Below are 15,434 nucleotides of genomic sequence, written 5' to 3' on the forward strand. Positions count from 1 at the left end.
CGGTGACCCTGAAACCTGGTGCGAGGGGGTAGGGCGTGACCTCGGAGACCGACTGGGGCGGTGCACCTTCCGTCCTGCGCATGATCCTCGGCCGTCAGCTGGAGGACATGCGGACCCGGGCGGGACTGACCTATGAGCAGGCCGGCGCGGCGATCGGCGTCAGCCACTCGACGATCCGCCGGATGGAGGCCGCCAAGGTGGCCCGGCTCCGGCTGGCCGACGCCGAGAAGCTGCTGCAGGTCTACGGCGTGACGGACCGCCAGGAGGTCGACACCTTCCTACAGTCCGTACGCGAGGCCAACAAGCGCGGCTGGTGGCACACCTACCGCGACGTGATGCCCGACTGGTTTGCCGCGTATCTGAGCCTGGAGCAGGCCGCGTCGCAGATCCGCGTCTACGAGAACGAGTTCGTGCACGGCCTGTTGCAGACCCGGGAGTACGCCGCCGCGCTGCTCGGGGCCGGCAACCCGCACGCGCCCACCGAGGCCACCGAGCGCCGGGTGGCCCTGCGCATGCGCCGCCAGGAACTCCTCACCCGGGAGGCGCCGCCCCGGCTGTGGGTCGTGATGGACGAGACGGTGCTGCGCTGGCCGGTCGGCGGCGCCGCGGTGATGCGCGCGCAGATCGACCATCTCATCGAGATCAACCGGCTGCCCCACGTGACCTTGCAGATCATGCCGTTCGCCAACGGCCCGCACCCGGCGATGCGCGCCGGTGCGTACCACCTCTTCCGGTTCCGGGCCCCCGAACTGCCCGACATCGTCTATCTCAACGGCCTGGTGGGCGCCGTCTACCTGGACAAGAGGGAGGACGTCGTGGTCTACCGCGAGGCCCTGGACCGGTTGGGCGCCCAGGCGGCGCCCGCCAGGAAGACCGAGGTCATCCTCGGTGCGATTCGCGAGGAGCTCTGAGTGCACCACCCCATACGCAACGGCATCCCGTCCCGGCAACTGGGCGCGCGCGGCTGGTCCAAGCCGTGGAGCGACGACGCCGGCGGCGCCTGCGTGGAAGTGAAGAAGCTCGCCGACGGGCGGGTGGCGGTACGCCAGTCCACCGACCCGGACGGTCCCGCGCTGGTCTTCACGCCCCGCGAGATGAACACCTTCCTGTCCGGTGTGAAGGCGGGTGACGCCGACTTCCTGATGTGAGCCTTGCTGCCGGAACTTCCTTGCTATAGCTGATCGTTGAACCAACCCCCCACACCGGACACACCCCCCGCACCCCCTCACCCGAATGGGAGACACGGCGTTGCCCGACAACGGATGGCCGGCCGACCGCATCGACACCGAGAACGCGCACTCCGCCCGGATCTACGACTACATCCTGGGCGGCAAGGACTTCTACCCCGCCGACCAGGAGGCGGGCGACGCCATGTCCCGGGAGTGGCCCGCGCTCCCGATCCACATGCGGGCCAACCGCGACTGGATGAACCGTGCCGTGCGCTGGCTCGCCGAGGAGGCCGGGGTACGCCAGTTCCTGGACGTGGGCACCGGCATACCCACCTCGCCGAACCTGCACGAGATCGCCCAGGCGGTCTCCCCCGACACCCGGGTCGTCTACGTGGACAACGACCCCATCGTCCTCACCCTCTCCCAGGGGCTGCTCTCCAGCACGCCCGAGGGCAGGACCGCCTACATCGAGGCGGACTTCCGGGACCTGACGGACCTCTACCAGGCCCCCGAACTGCTGGAGACCCTCGACCTCGACCGGCCGGTGGCGCTCACGGTGATCGCCATCGTGCACTTCATGCTGGACGCGGACGACGCGGTGGGTGTCGTACGGCGGCTGCTGGAGCCGCTGCCCTCCGGCAGCTACCTGGCGATGTCCATCGGCACCGCCGAGTTCGCGCCCGAGGAGGTGGGCCGGGTCGCCCGCGAGTACGAGGCCCGCAACATGCCGATGCGGCTGCGCACCATCGACGAGGCCCACACGTTCTTCGAGGGCCTCGAACTGGTCGAGCCGGGCATCGTCCAGGTGCACAAGTGGCACCCGGACGGCACCGGCGAGCAGGGCATCCGCGACGAGGACATCGCGATGTACGGAGCGGTCGCGCGCAAGCCGTGACCCGAGGACCCCGTGCCGGGGCCGGGCTCACCTTCCCGGCCCCGGCACGGTCGTGACCCGGGGGGGGGGGGGGGGGGCCCCCCCCGGCCCCCCCCCCCCCCCCGGGGCGGGGGGGGGCCCCCCCCCCCCCCCCCCGCCCGGGGGGGGCCCCGGGGGGGGGGGGGGGCCCGCCCCCCCCCCACACCGGGGTGCTGCTCAGCCGTTCGGGTCGAACGCGATCCCGGAGGGCTTCGCGTACGCGAGATTCGACTCGAAGGACCCGTCCTTGATCTTGATGGTGGCGTCGCCGAAGTCGGCGTTCATCAGCTTGTCGCGGTAGCCCGCCGGATAGCCGTTCCAGCCCACCAGACGCGGGAAGAACCAGCCGCCGGTCGCGTTCTCCGGCGGGTCGTCGTTGGAGTTGGCGAACCGGAAGTCGTGGGTGGACGCGCCGTCCTTGTGGTAGACGATCTTCGGGTGGGTGCCGTCGAACCGGATCGCCGACGCGGCCGCCACCTGGTAACTGCTGTGCTGGGACACCGAGACGTACTGCACCTGGTTGTTCTGGATCCACACGATGACGTGTTCCCAGTCGTGCCGGTGACCGATGGCCAGCGGCCCGTACGTCGCCTGGTCCTTCTCGAAGTAGCTGGCGTACATCACCGCGCACCAGCCGTTGTTGCACTTCTCGCGCGAGTAGGTGTTGGCGTTGGCCAGCTGCGCGTAGTCGTGGCAGTGGCCGTTGACGTCACCGCCCAGCCCCAGACCGGGGTTGAGGGTGCCGTCGGCGCCGATCGCGGCGGTGGTGTAGCAGCCGTCGCCGTCGTAGTCGTAGGCGGGCGAGAAGGACTGCTCCAGTCCGTCGGCGTTCTGCGGCAGCAGGGTCAGGACACTGGCGTGCGCGGTGGCGGGTACGGCGACGACCAGCGCGAGCGCGCCGAGGACGGCGGCCGTGGCCCGGCTCAACGGCCGCCTGCGGGTGGGGGGTTGCGGGTCCGGCATGTCGACTCCCTGTCTCGGAAAGGCGATGCGGAGTCTGACATTCGGCCAATGGTCGAGACCACCCTCACGACTTAACTTTGAACCAAAGACAATTGAACGGCGAAGACCGCCGCGCCCGTGCCGCCGGACCCGGCGGACGGCTCACGAACCGGGGATTTCGGGAACCTCCCCGGCCCGGACACCGCCGTGGCCGAGGATCCCGTGATGCTGCCGGTGCACGCTCGCGGTGCGGTGCAGGGCGATCAGGGCCGCGTCGTCGCCGAGACGGCCGCCCGCGTGGGTCATCAGGTCCCGCCGGACGTGGTGGATCAGCGACTCGGGCGAGGCGTCGGTCCACTGCGCCACCCGCTCGGTGAGCGGATAGAAGCGGTGCCGGGCGTCCCGCGCCTCGATCACCCCGTCGGTGTACAGCAGGAGCGTGTCGCCCGGCTCGAAGGAGAACACGTCCAGCGTGTGCTCCGAGGCCGGGGTCCCGTGCACGCCCAGCGGAGGCGACGGGTGCAGGCTCGGCACGGTGACCGCGTGCCCCGGACTCAGCAGCAGCGGCGGCGGATGGCCGCAGCTGGTCATCCGGGTGACCGGGTCCAGATCCGGGATCTCGATCAGCAGGGCGGTCGCGAACCGCTCGCCCGCCTCCTCCGGCGAGTCCATGTCCGCCGCGTACCGGGTCACGCTCTGTTCCAGCACCGCGGCCAGCTCCGGCAGGCTGATGTCCCGGTGGGCCGACTCCCGGAAGGCGCTGAGCAGCAGCGCCGCCTCACCGATCGCGGCCAGCCCCTTGCCCCGGACGTCCCCGATCAGCACGCGGACCTGGCCGCCCGCGTGGGTGACGGCGTACAGGTCGCCGCCGATCTGCGCCTCGTCCTCGGCCGCCAGGTACAGCGAGGCGATCCGCAGCGGGCCGATCTGCTCCGGCAGCGGCCACATCAGCACGTGCTGCGCGGCCTCGGCGACCGAGCGGACCTGGGCCAGCTGGAGCCTGCGCCGGTCACGGAGCGCGGCGTAGACCGTCACCATCACGGAGAGCAGCATGAGGGTGACGATCTGCACGAGGTGGTTGGCGTTCATCAGCCCGCCGTGGAACACCCCGATGACCACCTGGGCGGCCACCGCCAGCGCGCCCACCAGCGCCGTCGCGCGGGCTCCGGCGAGCGAGGGGGTGAGCGCGGGCGCGATGACGAGGGTCGGCCCCAGGTGGACGTCGGGCGGCGATCCGATCGCCGCCACCGTGATCGCCACGACGAGCAGCACCGGGAGCAGCAGCAGCGCGTGCGAGGTCTGCCACGCCTGTCGCCGCCTCGCGGCGCTCCACCGGCTCCCCATGCCTACCAGCGTGCGTCACCGCCCCGCCCCCGGCCACCGCGCGCCTGCGGAAGCGGCCTAGAGGTTCACGCTCCGCATGCCCGACTCGTCGTAGCGCTCGCCCGCCGCCTTCGGCACCTCGGCGTCGATGCGGGCCAGGTCGTCCTTGGTGAGTTCCACGTCGACCGCGCCCGCGTTCTGCTCCAGGTAGGTGCGGCGCTTGGTGCCCGGGATCGGGACCATGTGCTCGCCCTGGGCCAGCACCCAGGCGAGGGCCAGCTGGGCCGGGGTCACGCCCTTCTCCGCGGCGATCTCCTTCACCTTCGCGGCGAGCCGCAGGTTCGCCTCCAGGTTGTCGCCGGTGAAGCGGGGACCGGAGCGGCGCCAGTCGTTGGCGTCGAGGTCGTCGGGGGAGGAGAACCGGCCGGCCAGGAAACCGCGGCCGAGCGGCGAGTACGGGACGAAGCCGATGCCCAGCTCCCGGCAGGCCGGGATCACCTCGTCCTCCGGGTCCCGGGTCCACAGCGAGTACTCGGTCTGCACCGCCGCGATCGGGTGCACCGCGTGGGCCCGCCGGATCGTCTCGGCGCTCGCCTCGCTGAGCCCGATGTGCCGCACCTTGCCCTCGGCGACCAGCTCGGCCATGGCGCCGACGGTCTCCTCGATCGGCACGTTCGGGTCGACACGGTGCTGGTAGTAGAGGTCGATGTAGTCGGTGCCGAGCCGCCGCAGCGAGCCGTGCACCGAACTGCGCACGTGCTCCGCGGAGCCGTCCTGCCGGCCGATGCTGCTCATGTCACCGGGGACGGCGTCGTCCATCCGGTAGTTGAACTTCGTGGCGATCACGTACTCGTCCCGGTGCCCGCGGACCGCCTCGCCGACCAGCGTCTCGTTGGTGAGCGGCCCGTACAGCTGCGCGGTGTCGAGGAAGGTGACGCCCAGTTCCCGCGCGCGGTGGATGGTCTGTGCGCCCTCGTCCTGGTCGGCGGTGCCGTAGAAGGCGGACATCCCCATGCAGCCGAGGCCGATGGCGGAAACCTGCAGATCTCCCAGATGGCGCTGTCGCATGTGACTCCAGCCTTTCCCTGCTCGTTCGTTCCTGGCTCAGGACGCGCACCCCTCACTCCATGGAGCGGCGGTTCGTGCCCGTCGGCATCCCGGGCGGTGCCCGGCGCCGCCGACGCTACGACTTCAAGAGCACTCGAAGTCAAACGGCGGCCCCCGCCGATCCGGTACATGTAGAGCCCACCACCGTGATCGCCGCCCAGCCTCCCGGGGAGCCCACATGCTGCTGCGCCGGCTCGAATACCTCGTCGCCCTCGCCCGGGAGCGGCACTTCGCCCGCGCGGCCGCCGCCTGCCACGTCTCCCAGCCCTCGCTGTCCGCCGCGATACGCCGGCTGGAACACGAACTCGGCGTGCCGATCGTGCGCCGGGGCCGCCGCTACGAGGGCCTGACCCCCGAGGGCGAGGTGGTGCTGGCCTGGGCGCACCGCATCCTCGCCGAGCGGGACGCGCTGCACCAGGAGCTGTCGGCGCTGCGGGACGGGCTCACCGGCACCCTGCGGCTCGGGATCATCCCCACCGTCGTCCCGGTGGCCGCGCTGCTCACCGGCCCGTTCTGCGACCGGCATCCGCACGCCAGGGTGGCCATGGAGTCCCTGTCGTCCCTCGACATACGGCGCGGCCTCGCGGAGTACGAGCTGGACGCGGCCATGACCTACCTGGACGACGGCGAACCGCGCCAGGTCCGCCGCTATCCCCTCTACGAGGAGCGGTACGTCCTGCTCACCCCGGTCGGCGGCCCGCTGGGCGACGCAGCCGGCGCCACCTGGTCCCAGGCCGCCGCGCTCCCGCTGTGCCTGCTCGGGCCGCGGATGCGCAACCGGCGGATCATCGACGAATGCTTCGCCGCCGAGGGCGCGGCGCCGGTCCCCGCGGTCGAGTCCGACAGCGTGGCCGGCCTCTACGCCCACCTTCCCGGCGGCCGCTGGTCCAGCGTGATCTCGCACGCCTGGCTGCACATGTTCGGCGTGCCCCCGGGCATGCGCGTGGTCCCCCTGGCGGGCCCGGCCCACGGTCCCCGGGTGGGTCTCGTCGTCGCCCGCAGCGAACCCCCCTCCGTGCTCGCCGAGGCCCTGGTGAAGGTCGCCCGCCAGACCCGGCTGCGGGACGCGCTGGACAGCCTGCTGACCGCCCACCTGGACGGCCACGACCGATAGCCGCGGCCTATGAGCACATCACCAGGTTCGCTTTGACCTGCGCGGGCGTCCCGAGGATCGTCGTTGGAAGACCTTCCGCAACGGAGTTGAGGAGCCGCCGCCATGGCCAAGGTGCTCTGCGTCCTGTACGACGACCCGACCGACGGATACCCCACGAGCTACGCCCGCGACGACATCCCCGTCATCGACCACTACCCGGGCGGCCAGACCACCCCCGCCCCCGAGGCGGTCGACTTCACCCCCGGCCACCTCCTCGGCAGCGTCTCCGGCGAGCTCGGCCTGCGCTCCTTCCTGGAGAAGGCCGGCCACACCCTCGTCGTCACCTCCGACAAGGACGGGGCGGGCTCCGTCTTCGACCGTGAACTGGCCGACGCGGACGTGGTGATCTCGCAGCCGTTCTGGCCCGCTTACCTCACCGCCGAGCGGATCGCCGCCGCGAAGAACCTCAAGCTGGCCGTCACCGCCGGCATCGGCTCCGACCACGTCGACCTGGACGCCGCGATCGCCCACGGAGTGACGGTCACCGAGGTGACGTACTCCAACAGCATCAGCGTCGCCGAGCACGTGGTGATGATGATCCTCGGCCTGGTCCGCAACTACCTGCCCTCCCACCAGGTGGTGCTCGACGGCGGCTGGAACATCGCCGACTGCGTCAGCCGCTCCTACGACCTGGAGGGCATGCACGTCGGGACCGTCGCCGCCGGCCGGATCGGGCTCGCGGTGCTGCGCCGCCTGGCGCCCTTCGACGTGCGGCTGCACTACACCGACCGCACCCGGCTGCCCGAGGCCGTCGAGCGCGAGCTGAACCTGACCTTCCACGAGAGCGCGGCCGCCATGGTCCCGCACTGCGACGTCGTGACCGTCAACGCGCCCCTGCACCCGGAGACCGAGGGCCTGTTCGGCGACGAGCTGATCGGCACGATGAAGCGCGGCGCCTACCTCATCAACACCGCGCGGGCCAGGATCGCCGACCGGGACGCCGTGGACCGCGCCCTGCGCAGCGGGCACCTGGCCGGCTACGCGGGCGACGTCTGGTTCCCGCAGCCCGCGCCCGCCGACCACCCGTGGCGCACCATGCCGCACCAGGGCATGACCCCGCACATCTCGGGTTCCAGCCTCTCCGCGCAGGCCCGCTACGCGGCCGGCACCCGGGAGATCCTGGAGTCCTGGCTGGCCGGCCGCCCGATTCGTGACGAGTACCTGATCGTCGACGGCGGCGGGCTGGCCGGCACGGGAGCCAAGTCGTACTCGGTCAAGAAGGGTTAGGAGCCGAGCCGGACCGGCAGTTCGAAGAGGTCGTTCTGGGTGACCACCGGCTTGTTGCGCAGCTCGGACGCCGGTACCGCGAGATCCAGGCCGGGGAAGCGCTCGTACAGGGCGGGCAGCGCGACGCCCGCCTCCAGCCGGGACAGCGCCGCGCCGGGGCACACGTGCGGGCCGTGGCCGAAGGAGATGTGCCGGTTCCCCGGTTCCCGGCCGACGTCGAACTCCCCGGCGCTCGGCCCGTGCGCCTCCTCGTCGCGGCCGATCGCCGCGTACGACACGATGAGCGCGTCGCCCGCCGGGAGGACCCGGTCGCCGACCGGCACGTCCTCGGTGGCGAAACGGATCAGCACGTGCGAGGTCGGGGTGGACCAGCGCAGGGTCTCCTCGACCACCGCCGACCAGTCCACCTCGCCGGAGAGCACCCTGGCGCGCTGGTCCGGGTGGGCGGAGAGGTTGACCACGGCGTTGACGATCAGGGAGATCGTCGTCTCGTGACCGGCCGCCACCATCAGCTGCAGGGTGGAGACGATCTCCTCGTCGGTGAGGTGGTCGCCGTCCTCGGAGGCCAGGATCAGCGCGCTGGTCAGGTCGTCGCCGGGCTCGGCCCGCTTGGCGGCGACCGTCGCCGCCATGATCCCGGCCAGCTCGGTCAGGGTCGCGACGACCTCCGCGGGCGGGGTCTGGGTCGAGAAGAACTTCTCGAACAGCACCTTCAGACGCGGTAGTTCGGCCTCGTCGATGCCCATCAGGTCGGCGATCACGTACATCGGCAGCGGATAGGCGAAGGCCGCCTTCAGATCGACGCTCTCCCCGTCCGCCGGGAGCGCGTCGAGCAGGTCCTGGGTGAGCTTCTCGATCCGCTCCCGCATCCGCTCCACCCGGCGCGGGGTGAGGGCCTGCGCGACCAGCCCGCGCATCCGGCGGTGGTCGGCGCCGTCCACGGTCAGCATGGACCGGCCGGGGTTGGCCAGGCCGATCAGCGGCCAGTCCTGCGGTATCTCCCCGCGCCGCCAGGCGCCCCACACGCCGATGTCCTTGACCAGGCGCGGGTCGGTGAGCAGCGCCTTGGCCTCGGCGTGCCGGGTGACCGCCCAGACGGGCACCCCGCCCGGCAGTTCCACGGCGGCCAGCGGACCCGCGGCACGCAGCCGCGCGCTCTCGCCGTCCAGGTCGGTGACGAAGGGGTCGAGGGCGATCCTGGCGTGTTCGGTACCGGTCGTCATCGTGACGTGCCTCCCAGGGCGGGGCCGGGGCGCCGCACCGCGTTCGGTGCCGCCCCCGGCCGTCGGTGTCGGACTACAGGGCGGGTACGGGCGTGAACCGGACGGGAAGCTCGGTCAGCCCCCGCAGCCAGGGCGAGGGGCGGCGGGCGAGGGAGCCGGCGGGCACCGCCAGGTCGATGTCCGGCAGCCGGTCCAGGACGACCTCGATGCCGGTCCTCGCGATCACCTCGGCGACCTCCTGCGCCGGGAACGGGCAGCGGTGCTCGCCGTGCCCGAAGGAGAAGTGCGCGCTGTTGCCGCCGGTCAGCGCCGAGGCGTCGGTGCGCACCTGCGGATCGGAGTTGGCGCCCTGGAGGCCGAGCAGCAGCAGGTCGCCCGCGCGGATCCGGCGGCCGCCCAGCCGGGTGTCCCGGGCGGCCCAGCGGCCGGCGACATTCTGGGTGGGGGCGTCCTCCCACAGCACCTCGTTCATGGCCTCGGCGACGCTGTTGCGGCCGCCGAACAGGGAGGCCGCGAACCGGTCGTCGGTGAGCATCAGGCGCAGCGAGTTGCCGATCCAGTCGGCGGTCGGCTGGTGCCCGGCCGCCATCATGACCATCAGGTCCTGGGCGATCTCCTCCTCGCTGAACCCGCTCTTGTCCTGGAGCATCCGGGACACCACGTCGTCGGCCGGGTCCGCCGTGCGGTCGGCCAGCAACTGGGCCATGGACGCTGCCAGATGGGTCTGCCCGGCGATCGCCCGCTCACGCCCGTCGATCATGTCGTTGAGCGCGGTGACCAGGCCGGGGCCCTCCTCGTCGGAGAAGCCGTAGAGCCGCGCGAGCACCCGCACCGGCAGCAGCATCGCGTACTGGCCGACCAGGTCCGCCTCGCCGCTCGCGCACAGCCCGTCGATCAGCTCGTCCGCGAACCGCTCGGCGTGGCCGCGCAGTTGGAACGGGTCGACGGCCTCCAGCGCGTCGCTGATCATCCCGGCCCGCTGCCGGTGCCGCTCGCCGACCGTGTAGAGGATCGACGGCTGCTTGCGGCCGATCATCGGCAGCAGCGGCCAGTCGTCCGGGATCGTGTCCCACTGGTTCCACAGGTCCGAGTCCCGGCTGAACAGCACCGGGTCGCCGGTCACCTGGTGCAGCTCGCGGTAGCCGAGCACCAGCCAGGCCGGCACGCCGCCGTCCAGCACGACCGGGGTCACGGCGCCGTGCTCGCGCCGCATCTCCCGGTACAGACGCGCGGGTTCGGCCTGGAACCGGGGGCCGCCGAGCGGTACGGCTTCGGGGGTCACACGAACTCCTGTCGGGGCAGGGCCGCCGGTGCCGAGGGGCCGGCGTAGCGGTTCTTGACGTGCTGGACCAGCTGGATCAGCACCTGTTTGCCCGACTCGCGTGCGCGGGCGTCGCAGTCGACCAGCGGGATGTGCGGGTCCAGGTCGAGCGCGTGCCGGACGTCCGCGGGCGTGTGCACGGGTCCGCCGAAGTCGTTGCAGGCCACGATGAACGGCGTGCCGTGCCGCTCCAGCCGGTCGATGGCGTACCAGGAGTCGTCGATCCGGCGGGTGTCGACGAGCACCACCGCGCCCAGGGTGCCGGAGAACAGCCGGTCCCACAGGAACCAGAACCGTTCCTGGCCCGGAGCCCCGAACAGGTACAGCACGTTGCGCGCGTCCAGCGTGATGCGCCCGAAGTCGAAGGCCACGGTGGTGGCGGACTTGCCGCGCACCTCCCGGATGTCGTCGACGTCCGCGCCCGCCTGGGTCATCGTCTCCTCGGTGTTGAGGGGACGGATCTCGCTGACGGAGCGGACCAGGGTGGTCTTGCCGACGCCGAAGCCGCCCACGACCACGATCTTGAATCCGTTGGCGGCGGAGGCACCCAGCGGGGTGCGCGCGTCAGAGGTTGCGGAGTCCAACGAGCACCTGCTCCAGGATGTCGGGGTCGGTGATGGCGGGCCGGTAAGGGTGCCGGGCGCTGACCCGGCCGGCCGCCTGCAGGTCGCACAGCAGGATCTTGGTGATGCTCACCGGCAGCCGCAGCTCCGCGGCGATCTCGGCCACCGAGGTCGGGAACTCCGCGAGGCGCAGGATCGCCGCGTGCTCCGACTGCATGCCCGCGGCCGGCTCCGACTCGGCGACGACGAGGGTGACCAGGTCGAAGGGACTGTCCGGCCCGGCTCCGCTGCGACCGCCGGTGAGGGTGTACAGACGGTCGGGTGCGTCGTCCCTGCCGGGCCGGCTCATGCGGTGCGGGGCTGCGCGGTGAGATGCTCGCCGAGTTGCTCGACCAGTTCGCTCATGTTGTGCCCGACCAGCCCCGGATCCGCGTCCTCGCCGGTCACCACCGCCAGGTGGGCGCCCTCGCCGGCCTCCACGATGAACAGCACGCCGCCGTAGAACTCGGTCATCGCCGACCGCACGCCGCCGCTGCCGTCGCCGAACTCGACGGACGCCCCGTGCGACAGCGACTGGATGCCGGCGGCGATGGCCGCGAGCTGGTCGGCCTGGTCCACGGAGAGCTCCGGGGTGCGGCAGAGCTTCAGCCCGTCGCGGGAGAGCACCAGGGCGTGGCGCGCGCCGGGGGTGCGCTCCAGAAGACCCTCGATGAGCCAGGTGAGCTGGGAGTCGGCGGTGGTCCTGCCGGTCATGAAGTGGTGTCGCCTTCCGGGTGCGCGTGCGAGTGGGAGGTGGGCTCGGAGCCGGGTTCCGGGCGGGCCGCGGGGAGTCCGTCGGGCTCCGGTGCGGGGGCGGACGGGGGTGTGCCGGGAGCGTCGGCGGCGTCGGCCGGGGCCGGGCGGACGGCCTGCCGGAAGCTGTTGAAGCGGGCGGCGCGGACCTGGGCGTCCTGCGTGCCGGGTACCGGACGCGGGTCCGCCGGCTGCGGGGCCGCCCGGCGTTCGGCCTCGGCGAGGGTGCGGCCGCGGCGCCTCCTGGGCAGGCCGCCGGAGCCGTCCTCGTCCTCGGCGGGCCGCGGGGACTCGTGGACGGGTGCCCTCTCGTGCGGGGTGGGAGCCGGTGCGGCCGGCTCCGGCTGCGCGGCCGGTGCGGGTTCGGCGGCGGGCCGGGTCAGCAGGTCCTGCGGCACCAGCATCAGCACGCCGGTGCCGCCGCGCGCCGACGGCCGGAACGACACCTTCAGGCCGTGCTTGCCGGCCAGCCTGCCGACCACCGCGAGCCCGAGCCGGGTCCCGGTGAGACCGCCCAGTTCGGAGGTGTCACCGGTGACCGCCCGCTCGGCCCGGCGCAGCTGCACGTCGCCCATCACCAGGCCGCTGTCCTCCACGGACACGAGGACCCCGGCCGGCACCTCCTCCACGTAGACGTGGACCTCGGCGGTCGGCGGCGAGAAGTTGGCCGCGTTGTCGAGGAGTTCGGCCAGCGCGTGCATGACGCCCTCGGCCGCGTGACCGGTGACGGCCGTGTCGCTCACCGAGTGCACCCGCACCCGCCGGTACCCGCTGATGCGTCCCATCGCACCGCGCAGGATGGACTCCATGCTGATCGGCCGGGCCCAGCGGCGGCCGGAGCGCGCCCCGGTCAGGACGGCGATGGAGTCGGCGATCCGGCCCGCCTGGGCGGTGCGGTGGTCCAGGTGCAGCAGGTCGGCGAGGACCTCCTCGTCGCTGTGCCGCTCCTCCATGGCCCGCAGGTCGGCGAGGGTGGCGGTGGCCAGGGCCTGCATCCGGCCGGCCGCGTTGCCCGCCGCGGCGATCGCCGCGGCCCGCTCCCGTGAGGCCTGCTCCAGGGCGGCGGCGAGGCGGCCGTTCTCCTGCCGGTACCGGTCCAGCTCCTGGCTGCCGGCCTCCTGGAACCGCGTCCGCTCCTGTGCGATCGCGTCGGCGAACTCACTGCGCTGCTCGGCCAGTTCGTCGATCAGCCGCTGCTGCTCCTGGCGCGCCTCCTCGGTCGTACGGGCCTGCTGCTGGAGCAGCCGTCCGACGTCCTGGCTCACCGCCTCCAGCCGGCGCCGGGCGCGCCGGGCGGCCCGTGCCGCGTGGACGGCCCAGGTCACCGCGGCGCACAGCACCAGTGCGGCCGCCCCGCCTCCCAGGGCGAGCGGGGTGCGGACCGAGGCGGGCGCGGCGAGCACCGCGGCGACGACCACGAGGGCCGACACCGCCGCGGTCGGCGCGAGGGTCGCAGCGAGCGTGCGGAAGGCAGGTCGGTCGCCGGGATGCGTGGTCGCGGTCATCGGTCCGGTCTGGTCCTCGGAGCGGGTAGGGATGTGATTCCGGTGGAGCCGGTGAAGGGAGAGTGACGCTCGGTGGTGAACTGGGCGTCACTATACGAGAGTTCGTGATCAAAACTGAACAGTTCCGCCTCCCTTCGGTGAAACCGCCGCCCGCCGGGCCACGTTGCCGATCACCCACGGTGAACGTCCCTACGCGGCACCCCGGCTGAAGACGTCGGCGACCACCGCGGTCGCCTCCTTCACCAGGGCCGAGTCGGCCTGGGCGGCCGGGTCGGGGCGCGTGGACAGGACGGCGACGACGACCGGGGGGTGGCCCGGGGGCCAGGCGATCGCGACGTCGTTGGCGGTGCCGTACTCGCCCGTACCGCTCTTGTCGCCGACGGCCCACCCGGCCGGGAGCCCCGCGCGGATCCGCTCCCCGCCGGTGGTGTTGGCCAGCAGCCAGCCGGTGAGCCGCCGCCGGTCCGCGCGGTCCAGGGCGTGCCCGACGGCGAGCTTCGCGTAGGTGGTGCCGATCGCCTCGGGAGAGGTGGTGTCCGTGACCCGTCCCGGCTCGGCCGAATTCAGCTCCGGCTCCCACCGGTCGAGCCGGGTCACCGGGTCACCGATCGAACGGCACAGCCGCGTCACCGCGCCCGGTCCGCCCAGCCGCTCCAGCACCAGGTTCCCCGCGGTGTTGTCGCTGTACGTGATGGCCGCCTCGCACAGCTGATCCACCGTCATCCCGGCGGCGAGGTTCTCCGGCCTGCCCGTGACGGGCGCGCCGCCCGCCCGGTCGATGTCGCTCTGGTCGTAGTGGACGACCTCGCGGAGCGCGGACTCGTCCAGGTCCCGCAGCACCGCGGCGGCCGCGAGCGTCTTGAACGTCGAGCACATCGGGAAGAGTTCGCCGCCGCGGTAGCGGACCCTGGCTCCCGAGCCGGTGTCCCACGCGAACACCCCGAGGCGGGCGCCGTGTTCGCGCTCCAGCGCACGGAAGACGCCCGCGGTGTCCGGAGCCGTACGGGCGGGCAGGGCGGTTCCCAGGGCCGCGGTGAGCACGACGCGGCGCGACAGCTGCTGCATTACCACTCCTTTGCCGAGGTTTCCCCGAGAGGGACGTGATCGCGTCCTCGCGGGTTGCGTCGTGGACGGGTGACATACCCGACGGCGACATTCGGCCGCCGGTAGCTCCTGGATCGTCGCGAATGATCCGAACGTCTCTACGATGACGCGTGGAACGGCCGGGAGCGGAGAGTCTGTCGTGGGGCGCACGACCGGCGGCCCGGGGCTGGTGTCGAGGGGACGATGCCTTTCATGACGGGGAACGGAAACCGGTGGACGCCGGCCGCGCGTGCCGTCCGGTTCGTGGGGCGCACCCTGCGCCGCGAATGGCACGGCATCGTGACCGATCCGCTGCGGCAGCTCGTACGGCGCGGCCTGTCCGGGATCGTGCTGGCGTTCGTGGCCGCGTTCGGCGTCATCCTCTTCCACGGCGTCGCCCAGCACCCCGGCGGCCGGCGGCTGGTGTGGCACCTCGGCGGAGTCACCGCCGACCTCCCGCTGTGGCTGGCCCTGCTGCGCACCCCGGTCTCGCTCTACGTGCCCGCGCTCGACCTCCCGGTCTGGGCCGGCATCACCCAGCTCTTCCTCGCCTTCGCCCTCGCCGAACTCGTCCTCGGCCGCGCCCGGACCCTCGCCGTCGCCTACCTCACCACCCTGGCCGGCACCCTGGCGGCCCGCGTGATGGTCGCGCTCGGCCCCGGCCGGTGGGGCCTCGGCCTGCCTCCGGAGGCAGGCCGGATCCTCGACACGGGGCCGTCCGCCGCGGTGGTGGGGCTGTTCACCTATCTGGCCGTGGTCCGCCGGGCGCCCGTCGTCTTCGCGCTGACCGGCGGCTCGATGGTGTGGGAGTCCCTGGCCGTACCGAACCTCGCCGGCCGCGAGCACCTGATCGCGGTGGTCACCGCGCTCGTCCTCGGCCTGCTGCGCGGCCGCCGGCCGCCGATCCCCGTCCGCCGCGCCGACCTCCCCGCCCAGGGCCTCGGCACCCCGCCGTCCCCGCCCGGGTCGGGCCCGCCCGCACCACGGCCCGACCCGCAGCACCATCCCGTCCCGTCGCTCAGACTGCTTCCCTGACGCTCCCCAACCCCTCCGCATTCCCCGAAACCCCATATCTCACGCGGCAGGACCGCCGAACTGCCCAACGACGTCAAT

Annotated in this window: 16 protein-coding genes; 6 read left to right on the forward strand and 10 right to left on the reverse strand. The window is 72.7% G+C overall.

Annotated features, from left to right (window positions below; genetic code table 11):
• Positions 1–35: 35 nt before the first annotated feature.
• From ACIQOE_RS34395 to ACIQOE_RS34405, 3 genes are all read left to right on the forward strand, one after another.
• The gene (locus ACIQOE_RS34395) at positions 36–911 is read left to right on the forward strand and encodes a helix-turn-helix transcriptional regulator (protein ID WP_351323829.1); all 876 of its coding nucleotides are present in this window, start codon (positions 36–38) and stop codon (positions 909–911) included.
• On the forward strand, positions 912–1,148 hold the full coding sequence (locus tag ACIQOE_RS34400; RefSeq protein ID WP_351323827.1) for a DUF397 domain-containing protein: 237 nt from the start codon (positions 912–914) through the stop codon (positions 1,146–1,148).
• 100 nt (positions 1,149–1,248) lie between these two features.
• Complete coding sequence (locus ACIQOE_RS34405) at positions 1,249–2,064, forward strand: SAM-dependent methyltransferase (protein WP_351323825.1); 816 nt, start codon at positions 1,249–1,251, stop codon at positions 2,062–2,064.
• Positions 2,065–2,259: 195 nt separating this feature from the next.
• Here the strand turns inward: ACIQOE_RS34405 and ACIQOE_RS34410 are convergent, their stop codons facing one another.
• The 3 genes from ACIQOE_RS34410 to ACIQOE_RS34420 form a co-directional block, all read right to left on the reverse strand.
• On the reverse strand, positions 2,260–3,045 hold the full coding sequence (locus tag ACIQOE_RS34410; RefSeq protein WP_401415644.1) for an NPP1 family protein: 786 nt from the start codon (positions 3,043–3,045) through the stop codon (positions 2,260–2,262).
• A gap of 141 nt (positions 3,046–3,186) precedes the next feature.
• The gene (locus ACIQOE_RS34415; protein WP_399009245.1) at positions 3,187–4,368 is read right to left on the reverse strand and encodes a PP2C family protein-serine/threonine phosphatase; all 1,182 of its coding nucleotides are present in this window, start codon (positions 4,366–4,368) and stop codon (positions 3,187–3,189) included.
• A 57-nt stretch (positions 4,369–4,425) separates the two neighbouring features.
• On the reverse strand, positions 4,426–5,415 hold the full coding sequence (locus ACIQOE_RS34420) for an aldo/keto reductase (RefSeq protein WP_401415646.1): 990 nt from the start codon (positions 5,413–5,415) through the stop codon (positions 4,426–4,428).
• Between the two features lie 217 nt (positions 5,416–5,632).
• Here ACIQOE_RS34420 and ACIQOE_RS34425 point away from each other — a divergent pair, with 217 nt between their 5' ends.
• Both ACIQOE_RS34425 and ACIQOE_RS34430 read left to right on the forward strand, forming a co-directional pair.
• Entirely contained in the window at positions 5,633–6,568 is a 936-nt protein-coding gene (locus ACIQOE_RS34425) for a LysR family transcriptional regulator (protein ID WP_401415649.1), read from the forward strand.
• Between the two features lie 102 nt (positions 6,569–6,670).
• Positions 6,671–7,834 (forward strand): NAD-dependent formate dehydrogenase, encoded by a 1,164-nt coding sequence (locus ACIQOE_RS34430; protein ID WP_351323816.1) that lies wholly within the window; start codon positions 6,671–6,673, stop codon positions 7,832–7,834.
• Here the strand turns inward: ACIQOE_RS34430 and ACIQOE_RS34435 are convergent.
• The 7 genes from ACIQOE_RS34435 to bla all read right to left on the reverse strand — a co-directional run bounded on the left by ACIQOE_RS34435 (position 7,831) and on the right by bla (position 14,303).
• A complete protein-coding gene (locus ACIQOE_RS34435; RefSeq protein WP_351323814.1) occupies positions 7,831–9,057 on the reverse strand; it encodes a cytochrome P450 in 1,227 nt (408 codons plus the stop codon). The two genes, ACIQOE_RS34430 and ACIQOE_RS34435, sit on opposite strands and share 4 nt — an antisense overlap.
• 73 nt (positions 9,058–9,130) lie before the next feature.
• Positions 9,131–10,339, reverse strand: coding sequence for a cytochrome P450 (locus ACIQOE_RS34440; protein ID WP_362643317.1), 1,209 nt, complete (start codon positions 10,337–10,339; stop codon positions 9,131–9,133).
• Complete coding sequence (locus ACIQOE_RS34445; protein ID WP_399009240.1) at positions 10,336–10,962, reverse strand: GTP-binding protein; 627 nt, start codon at positions 10,960–10,962, stop codon at positions 10,336–10,338. Before ACIQOE_RS34445 ends, ACIQOE_RS34440 begins: the two co-directional genes overlap by 4 nt.
• Entirely contained in the window at positions 10,943–11,290 is a 348-nt protein-coding gene (locus tag ACIQOE_RS34450; protein ID WP_351323812.1) for a DUF742 domain-containing protein, read from the reverse strand. The genes ACIQOE_RS34445 and ACIQOE_RS34450 overlap by 20 nt, the downstream gene beginning before the upstream one ends.
• Positions 11,287–11,694, reverse strand: coding sequence for a roadblock/LC7 domain-containing protein (locus tag ACIQOE_RS34455; protein WP_351323810.1), 408 nt, complete (start codon positions 11,692–11,694; stop codon positions 11,287–11,289). The genes ACIQOE_RS34450 and ACIQOE_RS34455 overlap by 4 nt, the downstream gene beginning before the upstream one ends.
• Complete coding sequence (locus ACIQOE_RS34460) at positions 11,691–13,238, reverse strand: ATP-binding protein (RefSeq protein WP_365558628.1); 1,548 nt, start codon at positions 13,236–13,238, stop codon at positions 11,691–11,693. The genes ACIQOE_RS34455 and ACIQOE_RS34460 overlap by 4 nt, the downstream gene beginning before the upstream one ends.
• A 189-nt stretch (positions 13,239–13,427) precedes the next feature.
• Complete coding sequence (gene bla / locus ACIQOE_RS34465) at positions 13,428–14,303, reverse strand: class A beta-lactamase (RefSeq protein ID WP_401415654.1); 876 nt, start codon at positions 14,301–14,303, stop codon at positions 13,428–13,430.
• 231 nt (positions 14,304–14,534) lie between these two features.
• Here bla and ACIQOE_RS34470 point away from each other — a divergent pair, with 231 nt between their 5' ends.
• Complete coding sequence (locus tag ACIQOE_RS34470) at positions 14,535–15,356, forward strand: hypothetical protein (RefSeq protein ID WP_399009235.1); 822 nt, start codon at positions 14,535–14,537, stop codon at positions 15,354–15,356.
• Positions 15,357–15,434: the final 78 nt, after the last annotated feature.

It is taken from the genome of Streptomyces sp. NPDC091282 (assembly GCF_044757385.1).
GTDB lineage: Bacteria > Actinomycetota > Actinomycetes > Streptomycetales > Streptomycetaceae > Streptomyces > Streptomyces gramineus.